We start from the raw sequence: 12,886 nt of genomic DNA on the forward strand, positions 1-12,886 counted from the left end.
CACAATGAACAATCAACTGGAATTATACGATGTAACTATTATTGGCGGCGGACCTGCTGGGATGTATACAGCTTTTTATAGCGGGATGAGAGACTTGAAGACCAAGTTAATTGAAGCGAAGGATGAGCTCGGAGGAAGAATGCTTATTTATCCTGAAAAAATGATCTGGGACGTAGGGGGCTTAACTCCCACTCTCTGTCACCAGCTAATCGGTCAGCTCAAGGAGCAAGCTCAGACCTTTGAACCAACCATTGTGTTGGGGCAGCTAATCATGAAACAGGAGAGACAAGAAGACGGGACGTATATTTTAACCTCGTCCACCGGAGAACAGCATTGGACAAAAACAGTTATTTTAACTATTGGCTACGGAATTCTACAGATGGCTAAGCTCGAAATTGAAGGTGCGGATCGCTATGAGGTGACGAATCTTCATTATACCGTTCAGGAGCTGGAGCCATTCCGTGGCAAAAGAGTGCTAATCTCAGGTGGAGGCGACTCCGCAGTAGACTGGGCGAATGAACTGGAGTCCATCGCAGCAAGTGTAACGATTGTACATCGTCGTGAAAAGTTTGGTGGTCATGAGAAAAATATTGTGCGGATGAAGGAATCTTCAGTCAATGTCCGCGTGCCATATGCAGTAAGCCAATTACACAGCAGTAACGGTGAAACGATAGATCAGGTTACGATCAACCACATAGACACGGGAGAAACAGAGAAATTCGAAGTGGATGCAGTCATCGTAAACCATGGTCTGAAGAGTGATTTTGGACCGTTAAAAGAATGGGGGCTTGATATGGGCGATTGGTGTGCGAATGTAACCGATAAGCTGGAAACCAATCTCCCTGGGATATTTGCTGCTGGTGACTTTGTGGATTATACGAGCAAGGTTCGTTTAATTGCAGGTGCTTTCACGGATGCGGTTTTGGCGCTTAATAGTGCCAAGCTGTACATAGATCCATCTGCGGACAAAGTTGCTTACGTTTCTTCTCACAATGAGCGGTTCGCGGAGAAGAATAAGGCGCTTGGCGTCGTTGATGGTCATTAATAAGAATATATGCCGATTGGCCCATCGTGGCTGATCGGTTTTTTTGTGTTTAATTGTTCTAATCCGAGTAATGCTCTAAATTCCAATAGTTGTATAAAAAAAAGATACAGAACAAATAGTATAGGCAGGAGGTGTTGAGGATGGACCCCTTTAACTCTACTATTTTGGCAGATAATCTTGAAGAGCTTCAAGGCAGGCTTGGGAATAGTCCTGATATTGTTATTCGTAGGCTTAAATCCATTACGACACAGGTTGAAGTGGCTGCGATATATATTGATGGCTTAGTAGAAAAGTTGATGGTCAATGAGTTTGTAGAGCATGCAATGTCTTTTGATAAGCTCAGTGAAGTAAACCTTGAGTTAACATCTGCCGAGGATATTTTTAACTATATGAAAGAGGTAGCAAGAGGGATCGGAGAAGAACAAACCACTAGTGACTGGGATGGGCTATATGAGGCTTTATTCTCCGGAGATACCATTCTATGGGTTGACGGTGTTAAGGACGCTATAAGAGGGAATACGAGCGGTGGTGAGGTTAGAGCGGTTTCGGAGGCGACAACCCAAGTAGCCATTCGCGGCTCTAAGGAAGCTTTCACAGAGTCTATGGGGACTAATATTTCATTGGTGCGCAGAAAAATACAGAGCCCTGATCTATGGATTGAGTCTATGAAGATAGGTAAGGTCACGCAAACGAATGTATCACTTATGTATATCCATGGAATCGTCAATGATTCAATCTTGGATGAGCTTAGAAAAAAACTCAAAAGTATTACTATAGATGGCATTCTGGAATCTGGGTATATTGAGCAACTTATTGAAGATACTCCTTTTACGCCTTTTCCAACATTATATAATACTGAGCGCCCTGACAGTGTTGCTGGAAATCTCCTTGAAGGGCGAGTGGCTATTTTTGTAGATGGCACCCCATTTGTACTGATTGCTCCAACCACTTTTTTTATGTTTTTTCATGCAGTAGAAGATTATTACCAGCGGTTTGACATTACGACCTTGATCCGCATATTAAGATTTATTTGTTTGGCAATTTCATTATTTGGACCCGCACTATTTGTTGCGATTCTAAACTTTCACCAAGAGATGATTCCTACACCTTTGCTCATAAATTTAGCTTCACAAAGAGAGGGAGTACCGTTCCCGGCTTTTATTGAAGCGATTTTAATGGAGATTACCTTTGAGATTATACGCGAAGCAGGAATTCGTATGCCCTCACCTATAGGCCAAACAGTATCGATCATTGGGGGCTTAGTCTTAGGACAGGCTGCGGTACAAGCAGGTATTGTCTCTCCTGCGATGGTTATTGTAGTTTCCCTCACAGGAATATCCAGCTTTGCTACTCCAGCCTTTAATATGGCTCTATCCATACGCATACTGCGTTTCATCATAATGTTTATTGCTGCCTTTATGGGGCTTTACGGAATGGCGATCTTTCTCTTTATTTTAATTGCTCATATGTGTAGCTTGAACTCGTTGGGATTTCCCTATATGTCGCCATTTGCTCCTTTTATCGCAGATAACCAGAAAGATACCATCATGCGAGTGCCGCTGAAATATATGAAGACCAGACCTCGTCTATTATACCAAAAGAATCATACCCGACTCAAAACGAATGAGAGAAAGCCGGGGGGAGCGAAATGAATTTTGGATGGATTGTGCGTTCATTTGTTTATATGGGCTGCCTACTGCTATTAACTAGCTGCTGGAACAGTCGTGAATTAAACAATCTGGGTATAGTAAGCGGAATGGGTGTGGATAAAGTACCAGATAAAGAGGAATATCAGGTTACTTTCCAGGTTGTAATTCCATCCTCTACAGCAACAAGTGCAGGGGCAAGTACTGGAAAGCCCACGATTACTATTTATTCTGCTAAGGATCGGACAATATTCGGTGCTTTTCGCAAAACTTCAAAAATTGCGGCTAGACAATTGTTTTTTGCACACACGCAGCTGTTCGTTATAGGGGAATCAACTGCTAAGAGTGGCATTGAAGGTATTTTCGACATCTTTGAGAGATCCCATGAGCTGCGGCTTAACACGGAAGTCATTGTAGCGAGAGATACAGATGCGATCTCAATCCTGAAGCTTCTGCAGCCCATAGAGAATCTCCCTGCTGTGGGGATCGTTAAGAAGAGTAAGAATACCGCTAGAATATGGGGAGAGAGTAGAGATATTAATGTATTTGAGCTGGTCAATGGAATGGGTGGTGAAGGGGAAGTGGTCATCTCCGGTGCAAAGATCATCGGAAATCCTGAAGATGGTGCGAAGAAATCAGGAATGGAACAAACCATAGTTAAAGCACTTGTTACAATGAGTGGGATTGGGGTATTTAAAAATGGGATTTTGCAAGGCTGGCTGGATGATTCGGTGGCTAGGGGAGCACTTTGGGTTCAAAACGAGATTAATGAAACCAGTATCAATGTAGATTCGCGTGATATTAAGGATTCTATAGCCGTAAACATAAACCAATCTAAAACGAAAATTAAAATTGAACTCCATGATAAGCAAGCGATCCTTCATGTTGATGTTGTGGAAGAAGGAGGAATAAATGAAGCACAGAGCTACATTGATATGAGCAAGAAAGAGGAAATTGAAAATTTGGAAGTCGAATTGGCCCAAGAGACCAAACGTGAGATCATTCAAGCATTACAGGCTGCTCAAGAAATGAAATGTGATATTTTTAATTTTGCAAATGAACTCAAACGTACAAATCCGAAGGCATGGGACTTGGTAAAGGATGATTGGGAGTCTGTGTTTGCGAAGGCGGAATTGGATGTTTCTGTTAAGGCATATATACGCAGTATAGGAATGAGGTTAAATCCGCAATTGTTTAAAAAGAAATGACAGAGTTCTAGAGGAAAGGTAGAAGGAGGGGGAGCCTATGAGAAAAGAAACTATCAGCGCGAATCAATTATTTGCCCTAATTCTTTTGTTTGAATTGGGAACCGCACTTGTGGTACCGATTGGACTTGAAAGTGGACATGCAGTATGGATTGCCATTTTGTTAGCGTTGCCCGGTGGCCTTCTACTGTATATGCTCTATGTATATTTATACCGTCAATATCCTGACATGATTATTAGCGGGTATACAAGGAAGATACTTGGCAATGTTATAGGTTGGCCGGTAAGCTTAACGTTCATTCCAATTCTCCTCTTCAATGCCTCTAGAAATCTACATGAAGTAGGCGATTTATTAATAGCCGCATCTTATGACAAAACACCAATGATCATTATTAATGCGATGATGATTGTTGCCGTTATCTACATTTTGAGTAAGGGCATTGTAGTGTTTGCACGGGCTGCAGAAATATATATGCTATTCATTATATTGATGGGTGTAGTCTGTTGTTTTTTAGTTGTAGCTGCCGGTCTTATAAAGCTGGACAACTTGTTTCCAATCCACGGCTCAGACTGGAAGAATGCATTGAAATCGGCCTACCTGAACATTTGGCTGTTTCCGTTCGGGGAGATGATTTGCTTCACTACGATTTTACCTCATATCATTAAACCAAAAGTGGCCAAGAGAACAGGGATCATTACAATCGTATTAAGCGGATTATTACTCAGCTTTATACATGCTATTGAAATATCCGTTTTAGGTGCAGATATCTATGACAGAACAACCTTTCCGATGTTTACTACGATTACTTTGGTTAACTTAGCTAATTTCATTCAACGCATGGACGCACTGGTTATCTTAACAATGATCATTGGTGTATTCTTTAAATTGTCAGTGTATTGTTACGCTGCAATGGTGATCACTGCCGATTTATTTAAGGTCAAGGACAGTAGAAAGCTTGTAGCTCCTGTTGGTGTTGTTGTTCTGTTCGGCTCATTAATTAGTTCGTCCAATTATACGATACACTTAGATGAGGGAGAAGTCTTTTTGAGATATGTATTGCCTTATTTCTGTGCTGCAGTTCCAATTCTATTATTCATCGTTCATTACTTCCGCAGAAAATTTGGGAGTGTACATTAGTTTATTTGATGGATTTATGTTTTCGTTTTCGGATGTAGGCTGTAATGGCATTCACAAACGGAATGGAGAAAAAGACAAACATAACCATAGATTCTTGTAAGCTTGTAACAGCAAAGGAGGCATGGATCGACCGCATTGAATCAGAAAGCGTTCTTCCCGATAGAAGATCAATGATTACAGCCATAAGCAAGCTCATAAATGCAAGCATGAAATACAAGGATAATAACTTCATATTTATCAACTCCTTTTGGTAAAATAAGAATGATACCATTGTAGTGTGGATAAACAGTATTATTACCTCTTGCGGAAATTCGTAGTCATTAAGGCAGAATGACAAAACCCCACCACTCCAACATTGTTGAAGGTAGTAGGGTGTCATTGTTAATTAGCTTTGAGAACTCGTTGCATTTATTTCGTAAGCCAAGCGGCCAGCTCTTCGGTCTGTGATAATACTGCGATAGGGTCATAATACCAAGAACGTTCTTCTTTCCATACATAGAGATGTCCATTTTTGACAGCAGGAAGATTGCTCCAGAATGGATCGGCCTTGTAATCAACTTCTGTAAGGTTGTTGGAGGTTAGAATAATATAATCCCCTGCGTACTTAGCGAGCGCCTCTTTAGATATTTCCGCCCACTGCTTCTCCATAATCTCCGCCGCTACAGCTGTAGGAGGCTTGCGTCCTAGCGCCTGATAGACAGGCTGTCCACCCCGCCCAAAATTGTCGCCATAGGCCCAGATGGATTTCCCACCGTCTTCCAGGATAGAGAAGGTTGCATCAGCTGGGATAGCCTTATCCACTTTTGCTTTAGCATCGGCTATCCGTTTGTCATAATCTGCAAGCCAATTTTTTGCTTCTTCTTCCTTGCCAAGGAGTTCACCGAAATAGGTCAATTCTTTATGCGCGTCTTTCAGATCTCCATAAGGAACAATGATAGTAGGAGCAATTTTACTGAGAGCTTCATAGCTTTCGGCTTGTCCCGAAATAATTAAGTCTGGATTCAGCGCGATGATTTTCTCAGGTGACATTTTGCCGTACGTCCCTGTATCTGTAACACCGGTTAGCGCTTCTTTGTAATACATATTCTCTAGGGTCAATCCGGGCGCACCGACAGGGATGGTATCAAGTGCTATTAGACTTCCCAAGTATTCCTCAGCGACAATTCGTTTTGGATGAACAGGAATTTCAATATCACCATTTATGGTGCTGACTGTTTTTAGAGTAGGGGCTTCGGTGTTTTCCGCTTGTTGACTATTTTCAGCAGGTGCATAGGTTGGCGCTGCTGTTTGGCTAGTGTTATTGGTACCACCTGTATTTTCCACCGTAGTATTGGAATTTCCACAAGCTGAAATGACTAGAATTAATGTCAGCATGAGGGGAAATAGAAGCCAATGGGTTTGTTTATTGATACTCTTTTGTTGATTATGCAATTTGTTGTTCCTCCTATGTATATTGATTATCATTCTCAATAAGAACTTTACAATCTTCTCTGGGTATTTACTATGGACGAATATGATCTTTGTTTGTGCATATTTATGATGTCATCACATGTAGCAATTCTTGAAGTTGTGCTTGAGAAGATAGTGGATCAAATCCATAAAACATATCGGCCTTGTTCAGAATATATACCCGTTTGTTACGGACTGCATCTAATTGATTCCAATCATGGGAATGAAAAAGGCGAGTGAGACGTTTTCTCCCCTCGGATGATGATGGGATGCTGGTAATAATAATATAATCTGCAGAATAGGACCCAATCTCCTCAATAGATGACACTAGATACCCGGAATCCATTATTCCGTTCTCCATAATGATGGATGGTGGCTTGAATTCAAGATCGCCGTACAAAATCTGGCAGCCCCTGCCGTAACTGCTACTGAAGCAATACGCTGCTCGGGAACTGATCTCCCATACGATTGCCGTTCCTCTTTCCGATCCTAACGAATGGTTCAGTTTCTTATTGGCAGCATGGCATAGCCCGTCATAATGACTTAACCATGCTTCTGCTCGCTGTCTCCGATTGACCACATCGGCGATCAACCCAAATTGCTCTCGCCAGCTCATTTGCATAAAGGGTAGCTCAATGACCGGAGCAACAGGAGTCAGGATCTTATTCTCAGGAAGAGTATAGCTGATAATGACATCTGGCTCTGCGGAAGCTACCGAATCAAAGAGGAGAGAGGAATTACCTTCGCACATAGTAAGTTGTTTAGAGGCGGGCACCTGCTCCAAGCTTCGCTGCCAATCGGAATACACACCGAGTTGAGGCATAATTTCCAATACACGTAGGATAGCTGTGTGATTGTAGTTCAGAGCTACAATTCTTTTATTCTTGTTCTGATAGGCCGTAGGTGAAAGGCCGACAAGCTGCTTGAATTTACGACTTAGATAAGTCCCTTCTTCATAACCAACCTCATGCGCCAGCGTGGTTAGATTTGGGGAACTGGTGAGGATTCGTTGCTGTGCTCTGCGGATTCTTAACAGTGTAATATAAGCGCTGAAAGTTTGGCCCATGAATTTTCGAAAGGTACGTGAGAAGTGCTCAGGACTTACCCCAGCTAACGAAGCCATCTGCTCCCGGGTGATATCTTCGTTGTAGTGTGCTTCTATATATTCAAACACTTGTTCAAGCCAGCTTCCTGACGTCTTCTTTCTTGCAGACTGTTCATGATGAAGCTCCACGATGAATTGGGTGAACAGTTGCTGGACCCTAAACGGTTTGTGCTCATCTGGTTCTATCCAGGCACTGTAAAGTTCACCTGCAAGCGTCATCAAACTAGTTGAGGCGTGGTGTAATTGAGAGATTTCATTTGAAAAAGAGTTCTCTTGCTTTCGATTTGTCATACAGAAGTATTCTATCCATACCCCCTGTAACTGTAGCTCGGATTCCGGATTCAATTCGGATAATACATCAAAGGTCAGGATACTTCCGGCCTTGACGCTGTGAAGCTCACCATCTAGCTTAAGCTGACCAATGCCTCCCCATACAATCAAAATGCTAGAGTTAGTCGCTGGGATATTTTCAGTTGTGTAGTGGGAAAGACCGGTTAGGCTAGTGATCTTAACAGGCATATAAAATGGATGGGAATGATGTGGCATCCTGCCGGATTGGATGGACATGTAAGTACTCGCTCCCTTTTTCAGTGATAATCATTCTCACTATAGTATACCAGTCATTCTTTCTATTGACTATAATGACTCTTATGATAGTGTTTAGAATAATCCACTAACGGAATATTGTGAACGAATCAGGAAGTATATATTTGGGGCCCCCGCAAAGTACCTGAGTACGCATCGAAGCAAAGCCCCACTTTGTGGGGATATCTTAGGCATGAAAGGAATGGGATTTCATGACAACTTGGAATTTACAAGGAACTGTAAGTCATTTGTTGATATGTAATGGAAGCAGCTGCAAGAAACACAAAGGTGAAGAGGTAGCTGAAGCGATAGAAGATGAGATTGAAAAGCAAGGTGCGCAGAGTCTAATACATACAACGGTAACTCGTTGTAATGGGAGATGTTCAGATTCCTGCGTTGTGATCGCATACCCTGAAGGGGTGTGGTATAAAGAGATCACGCCCAAATTAGCGAAGTCGCTGGTACGGAAACATTTACAGGGCGAGAAGCTTGATGACAACGTGCTTTATACGTATGATGGGCTGTTGATTGCAGCAAATGACAAGGGAGCTAAAGGGAAGAAGAAAAAATAGTTCACCGCTGATAAAAATGGCACTACCCCAGTGAACTAAGACAATGCATCAATGAGAGTAAAGAGGCCAAACCGGTGAGTTGGTTTTGCCTTTTTATTTAGTATTTTTCAACCTTTTAGGGCGCTTAACTTGTAAATTGTCAGTCTGAATTAACGTTACCTCCTCTTCAACCCTAAAGGTATAGCCGTAACCGCATAGTAACCACTCTTTACCTACCCCAGGAGCTGAAAACCATAAACCCCAAAAGGTCATCCTATGAGTAGATGGGTCCAAAACTTGAAGCCCTATTGTACCCGTACCGGGAAATACATTCCGCCTATTTCCGCCTCTTTTTCCACCTGTATTGTTATAGAAATAAGAACCGCGAGTTGAATTAGGTGGAATTATACCTGAATCAAAAAGACGATAATCGGTCCGAGCAATGAAGCTATCCCATTGACGGTTGAAGGCTTGTTCTTCTCCAAAGTCATTAATAAAGACTCTGATTTCTTTATTCGTTGTATTACGGATGGTCAAATAATTTTGTCCATTATTATTGGTGCTGCAGTCGAATAATGTACAACCACATCTTGATTGCCAGTTACCATTTCGACTTCGATTAACCCCGAGGAGATAATCATACTTGACCTGAGTGGCAGATGTTGAACGTTGAATGATTTTTTTTAACTGTGCTTTTCGTTTAACGCTCTTTTTCAAAAGGCATTCTCCTTTCTATGAACTATTAATATAGTATTCGTCGATAGAATAATCTGTGAGTTATTAGGAGCCTTTTTATGATCATCTCATTCAAGAATTTTAAAACTGATCGTTCGCTCATTCGCGATACAAGAGCTCTATTTATTCATGATAAATGGCGGATTTGTTACGTTTCTAGTCTTTAGGAATTGTTTTATTATTAAGGCAGAAAGATCACAAGTATTCAAGGAGGGGTACGATGAAGAAAGGATTGTTAGCATTTGTTGCTTCTGTGACAGTACTTAGTTTGGCAGGATGTTCAGGGAATAATGCAGCTGAAGGTAATAAAGGGAATACGGATGCACAAAATTCTACTACTACTAATACCGCTACAACAGCACCAAGTACGGATGATTCGAGCAAGCCAAAGGAAACGATTGAGATCAAATGGTTTAGACAAGAGGTTGGCGCTGCGAGAAATAAGGAGTTCTTCAAGAAAATTGAGGACAAATTCCATGAATTAAATCCGGACATTAAAGTAACTGGTATCGCTAACAATTCAAATTTAACAGCAACGGAATTTTTGAAAACATCGCTTACTTCCGGAGATATGCCGGACGTGATGACGGTACAGTCCGCCGACGAATTCGTTGGGGCAAACGCTTTGCTTGAAATTCCAGACGATGTTTCTAGTCTACTTGCAGACCCGCAGTTTGGAAGAACGAATGGAAAGCTTTATACCATGCCGTACAAAACAGATGTAGTTGGTGTTTTTTACAATAAAAATATGTTCCAAGAGCAAGGCATCGCAATCCCTACGAAATGGTCTGAGCTAGTAGCTGCCATTGATAAACTGAAAGCTAGCAAAGTTATTCCAATGTCGATCTCAGGAAAAGATAGCTGGGTCCTTGGAATGAGTGGTTTATGGCCGTTAATTGGTACGGAAGCCCTTGAATCCAATCCTGACTATCCTAAGCTTCGTGCCCAAGATCAAGCTACATTTGCAGATCCTGTATTTGAGAATGCGATGAAGAAGTTTGATGAGCTGAATAAAATGGGGGCATTCGGTAAAGGTGTTTTAGGTATCAACTATCAGCAAGCGACGGAGCAATTCACTTCAGGAAAGGCTGCGATGTACCTGATGGGATCATGGATCGCCGGTGCTGACTTGCCTAGCTTAAAGCCTGGTTTTGATGTTGGATTCTTCCCACTTCCTTCTGAAAGCGGTGTCAAAGGATACTTAAGCAAAGGCTCCGAAGGATGGAGCGTGTCCGCAACCTCAAAACATCCGGAAGCAGCTTTGAAATTTGTGAAGTTCCTGTTTGAAGATAAGGAAGTATATGCTAGCTTGCTAGAAACAGAATCTGCTTTCTCTACAACTGCAGAACCCGTGGAATATCCAATCAACGAATATGGTCAAGCTGTGCTAGATGGAATTAAAGGCTTAACACCGTATCCACTGCCTGGCTTTGGATTAGGTGAGACAGCATGGGTATCTGGAATGGACTCCTATCTGTTTAAATCATTGCAAAACGTAATCAGTGGAAGTGATATCGCCAAAGAAATAGCTGGTGCTGACGCTGAATGGAAGCGTTTGAAAAATTAGTAGCTACAAAAGGCGCAAAGATCTTACCTTTGCGCCTTCTTATTAAAAGCTTTACGAAAATTTTCACAAGAAACGGTTACCGTCTTTAATGTCGACAATACCGTTCCTTCTTATCAAGGAGAGTGAGTGCGAGATGAACAAAAAAATACTGCCCTATATCATATTATTAGCACCTGCCTTAATCGGATATCTCATTTTTGCGATCGTACCCATTTTTATGAGCTTTTATTTCAGCTTCACTAATTTCGACGGGGTTAAGTCGGTTTATGATTTTATTGGTTTCGACAATTACGTTACTGCATTCCAGGATGATCGTTTTTTTTACTCGGTCAAAGTAACGCTGATCATAACCGTCATCAGCTGTTGCATCATTAACATACTTGCTCTTCTGCTGGCAATGCTGCTGAACATGATTAGAAGAGGTAAAGGGCTGTTCCGGTTCTTGGTCTTTTATCCACAAATATTAAGCTTTGTTGTCGTAGGATTTGTGTGGGCTTACATTTACAATTACAATTCAGGTGTTCTGAATTATGTATTGCAGCTATTTGCACTAGATGGTCTGATGATGGATTGGTTGGGAGACCAAAGCATTGTTCTGTTCTCCATTACTTTTGTCATCATTTGGCAATCGATAGGCTTCTATACCGTTATTTATTTGGCGGCACTGCAAACGGTCCCTTCAGATGTATTAGAGGCTGCTACCATTGATGGGGCAGGAAGATTTCAAAAATTCAAAACCGTTATTTTCCCATTATTATCCTCTTCATTTACTATTAACTGGATTCTTTGCTTTATTAGCGGTCTTAAGACCTATGATGTCGTAAAGGTTATGACAGATGGAGGCCCCGGTTTCACAACCGAAACTATTGCCTTTAATATCATCTCGCAAGCCTTTGTCTCGAACAAGCAAGGATACGCTTCGGCACTGGCCATGTTGTTGTTTGTCTTCATAGCGCTGCTATCACTGGTCCAAGTACTGTATCTACGCAAGCGGGAGGTTGAAGCATAATGGAGAAAAAGAATAAATTAATTAATCTTGGTCTCGAACTTCTAATGGTTTTGATTGGAATCTTGATGCTTGTTCCAGCTTACATTGCTATAGTTAATGCCTTTAAGCCTGCTCAGGAAACTGGATTAAATCCATTTGCATTCCCAACATCCTTTTATTTAAAAAATTATTTGGAAGTATTTCAGACCATAGATATGTGGGCTATATTCAAAAACAGCTTTATCATTACAGCGGCGACGTTAATTCTAATGGTCGTTACGAGCTCTATGGCTGCTTTTACGATACAGCGTAAGGCTAATCGCTGGACGGGAGCTATTTATCTCTTATTCTTAGCCGGTATGATGATTCCGCCACAAACGCTGTATATCCCTATGATTAAGCTGCTAAAAACACTGGGACTTATGCAAAGCTTTGGAGGATTGCTATTGTTCTATATTGGTTTATACATGCCTTTCTGTATATTTTTGTTTACCGGCTTCATGAAAAGTGTCCCTCGTGAACTTGATGAATCAGCAACTATGGACGGTTGCGGAACGATTCGTATGTATTGGCAAATTGTATTTCCATTATTGAAGCCTGCAACGTCTACTGTCATTATCTTTGTATCGATGTGGACGTGGAATGACTTTATTAATCCGTTCATATTTTTAGGAGCTCAAAAGGGCGAGACGATTACATTGGCATTCTACGCATTTATAAGCCAATACAATACGTCATGGAATCATGCTTTTGCAGGTATGATTATTACTTCACTTCCTGCGATGCTCTTGTTTATGCTAATGCAGAAGCAATTTATTAGCGGAATTACAACCGGTGCGGTTAAAGGCTAGCAAGTAGCAATGTCAAATTTG

12 protein-coding genes are annotated in these 12,886 nt (G+C 41.5%); 8 read left to right on the top strand and 4 right to left on the bottom strand.

Going from position 1 to position 12,886, the window contains the following annotated elements; translation table 11 throughout:
* Positions 1 to 4: 4 nt before the first annotated feature.
* From NSS67_RS12175 to NSS67_RS12190, 4 genes are all read left to right on the top strand, one after another.
* On the top strand, positions 5 to 1,045 hold the full coding sequence (locus NSS67_RS12175; protein WP_339319769.1) for an NAD(P)/FAD-dependent oxidoreductase: 1,041 nt from the start codon (positions 5 to 7) through the stop codon (positions 1,043 to 1,045).
* Between the two features lie 140 nt (positions 1,046 to 1,185).
* The gene (locus tag NSS67_RS12180) at positions 1,186 to 2,697 is read left to right on the top strand and encodes a spore germination protein (RefSeq protein WP_339319770.1); all 1,512 of its coding nucleotides are present in this window, start codon (positions 1,186 to 1,188) and stop codon (positions 2,695 to 2,697) included.
* Complete coding sequence (locus tag NSS67_RS12185; protein ID WP_339319771.1) at positions 2,694 to 3,899, top strand: Ger(x)C family spore germination protein; 1,206 nt, start codon at positions 2,694 to 2,696, stop codon at positions 3,897 to 3,899. The genes NSS67_RS12180 and NSS67_RS12185 overlap by 4 nt, the downstream gene beginning before the upstream one ends.
* 37 nt (positions 3,900 to 3,936) lie before the next feature.
* Positions 3,937 to 5,034, top strand: coding sequence for a GerAB/ArcD/ProY family transporter (locus NSS67_RS12190; protein ID WP_339319772.1), 1,098 nt, complete (start codon positions 3,937 to 3,939; stop codon positions 5,032 to 5,034).
* Position 5,035: 1 nt separating this feature from the next.
* Here the strand turns inward: NSS67_RS12190 and NSS67_RS12195 are convergent, their stop codons facing one another.
* The 3 genes from NSS67_RS12195 to NSS67_RS12205 form a co-directional block, all read right to left on the bottom strand.
* Positions 5,036 to 5,266: a hypothetical protein gene (locus NSS67_RS12195; protein ID WP_339319773.1), complete on the bottom strand. Its 231-nt coding sequence runs from the start codon at positions 5,264 to 5,266 to the stop codon at positions 5,036 to 5,038.
* Between the two features lie 176 nt (positions 5,267 to 5,442).
* Positions 5,443 to 6,408 (bottom strand): ABC transporter substrate-binding protein, encoded by a 966-nt coding sequence (locus NSS67_RS12200; RefSeq protein WP_339320583.1) that lies wholly within the window; start codon positions 6,406 to 6,408, stop codon positions 5,443 to 5,445.
* 160 nt (positions 6,409 to 6,568) lie between these two features.
* On the bottom strand, positions 6,569 to 8,155 hold the full coding sequence (locus NSS67_RS12205; protein ID WP_339319774.1) for an AraC family transcriptional regulator: 1,587 nt from the start codon (positions 8,153 to 8,155) through the stop codon (positions 6,569 to 6,571).
* A gap of 230 nt (positions 8,156 to 8,385) precedes the next feature.
* On the opposite strand from NSS67_RS12205, the gene NSS67_RS12210 reads away from it, so the two are divergent.
* Complete coding sequence (locus NSS67_RS12210; protein ID WP_339319775.1) at positions 8,386 to 8,745, top strand: (2Fe-2S) ferredoxin domain-containing protein; 360 nt, start codon at positions 8,386 to 8,388, stop codon at positions 8,743 to 8,745.
* Between the two features lie 93 nt (positions 8,746 to 8,838).
* Here NSS67_RS12210 and NSS67_RS12215 read toward each other — a convergent pair whose 3' ends face one another.
* On the bottom strand, positions 8,839 to 9,441 hold the full coding sequence (locus tag NSS67_RS12215; protein ID WP_339319776.1) for a hypothetical protein: 603 nt from the start codon (positions 9,439 to 9,441) through the stop codon (positions 8,839 to 8,841).
* Positions 9,442 to 9,679: 238 nt separating this feature from the next.
* Between NSS67_RS12215 and NSS67_RS12220 the strand changes: the two genes are divergently transcribed.
* The 3 genes from NSS67_RS12220 to NSS67_RS12230 all read left to right on the top strand — a co-directional run bounded on the left by NSS67_RS12220 (position 9,680) and on the right by NSS67_RS12230 (position 12,865).
* Positions 9,680 to 11,026 carry an extracellular solute-binding protein gene (locus NSS67_RS12220; RefSeq protein ID WP_339319777.1) on the top strand — a complete coding sequence of 449 codons (1,347 nt, stop codon included), beginning with the start codon at positions 9,680 to 9,682 and terminating at the stop codon, positions 11,024 to 11,026.
* A 133-nt stretch (positions 11,027 to 11,159) separates the two neighbouring features.
* Positions 11,160 to 12,035: a sugar ABC transporter permease gene (locus NSS67_RS12225; RefSeq protein WP_339319778.1), complete on the top strand. Its 876-nt coding sequence runs from the start codon at positions 11,160 to 11,162 to the stop codon at positions 12,033 to 12,035.
* Positions 12,035 to 12,865, top strand: coding sequence for a carbohydrate ABC transporter permease (locus NSS67_RS12230; RefSeq protein ID WP_339319779.1), 831 nt, complete (start codon positions 12,035 to 12,037; stop codon positions 12,863 to 12,865). Before NSS67_RS12225 ends, NSS67_RS12230 begins: the two co-directional genes overlap by 1 nt.
* The last annotated feature ends 21 nt before the right edge of the window (positions 12,866 to 12,886 follow it).

This window comes from Paenibacillus sp. FSL R10-2734 (assembly GCF_037963865.1).
Taxonomy (GTDB): Bacteria; Bacillota; Bacilli; order Paenibacillales; family Paenibacillaceae; genus Paenibacillus_AQ.

Bases quoted from the DNA above. Each gene is read 5' to 3' on its own strand.
- NSS67_RS12175 (WP_339319769.1), top strand. From the start codon at position 5: ATGAACAATCAACTGGAATTATACGATGTAACTATTATTGGCGGCGGA.
- NSS67_RS12180 (WP_339319770.1), top strand. From the start codon at position 1,186: ATGGACCCCTTTAACTCTACTATTTTGGCAGATAATCTTGAAGAGCTT.
- NSS67_RS12185 (WP_339319771.1), top strand. From the start codon at position 2,694: ATGAATTTTGGATGGATTGTGCGTTCATTTGTTTATATGGGCTGCCTA.
- NSS67_RS12190 (WP_339319772.1), top strand. From the start codon at position 3,937: ATGAGAAAAGAAACTATCAGCGCGAATCAATTATTTGCCCTAATTCTT.
- NSS67_RS12195 (WP_339319773.1), bottom strand. From the start codon at position 5,266: ATGAAGTTATTATCCTTGTATTTCATGCTTGCATTTATGAGCTTGCTT.
- NSS67_RS12200 (WP_339320583.1), bottom strand. From the start codon at position 6,408: ATGCTGACATTAATTCTAGTCATTTCAGCTTGTGGAAATTCCAATACT.
- NSS67_RS12205 (WP_339319774.1), bottom strand. From the start codon at position 8,155: ATGTCCATCCAATCCGGCAGGATGCCACATCATTCCCATCCATTTTAT.
- NSS67_RS12210 (WP_339319775.1), top strand. From the start codon at position 8,386: ATGACAACTTGGAATTTACAAGGAACTGTAAGTCATTTGTTGATATGT.
- NSS67_RS12220 (WP_339319777.1), top strand. From the start codon at position 9,680: ATGAAGAAAGGATTGTTAGCATTTGTTGCTTCTGTGACAGTACTTAGT.
- NSS67_RS12225 (WP_339319778.1), top strand. From the start codon at position 11,160: ATGAACAAAAAAATACTGCCCTATATCATATTATTAGCACCTGCCTTA.
- NSS67_RS12230 (WP_339319779.1), top strand. From the start codon at position 12,035: ATGGAGAAAAAGAATAAATTAATTAATCTTGGTCTCGAACTTCTAATG.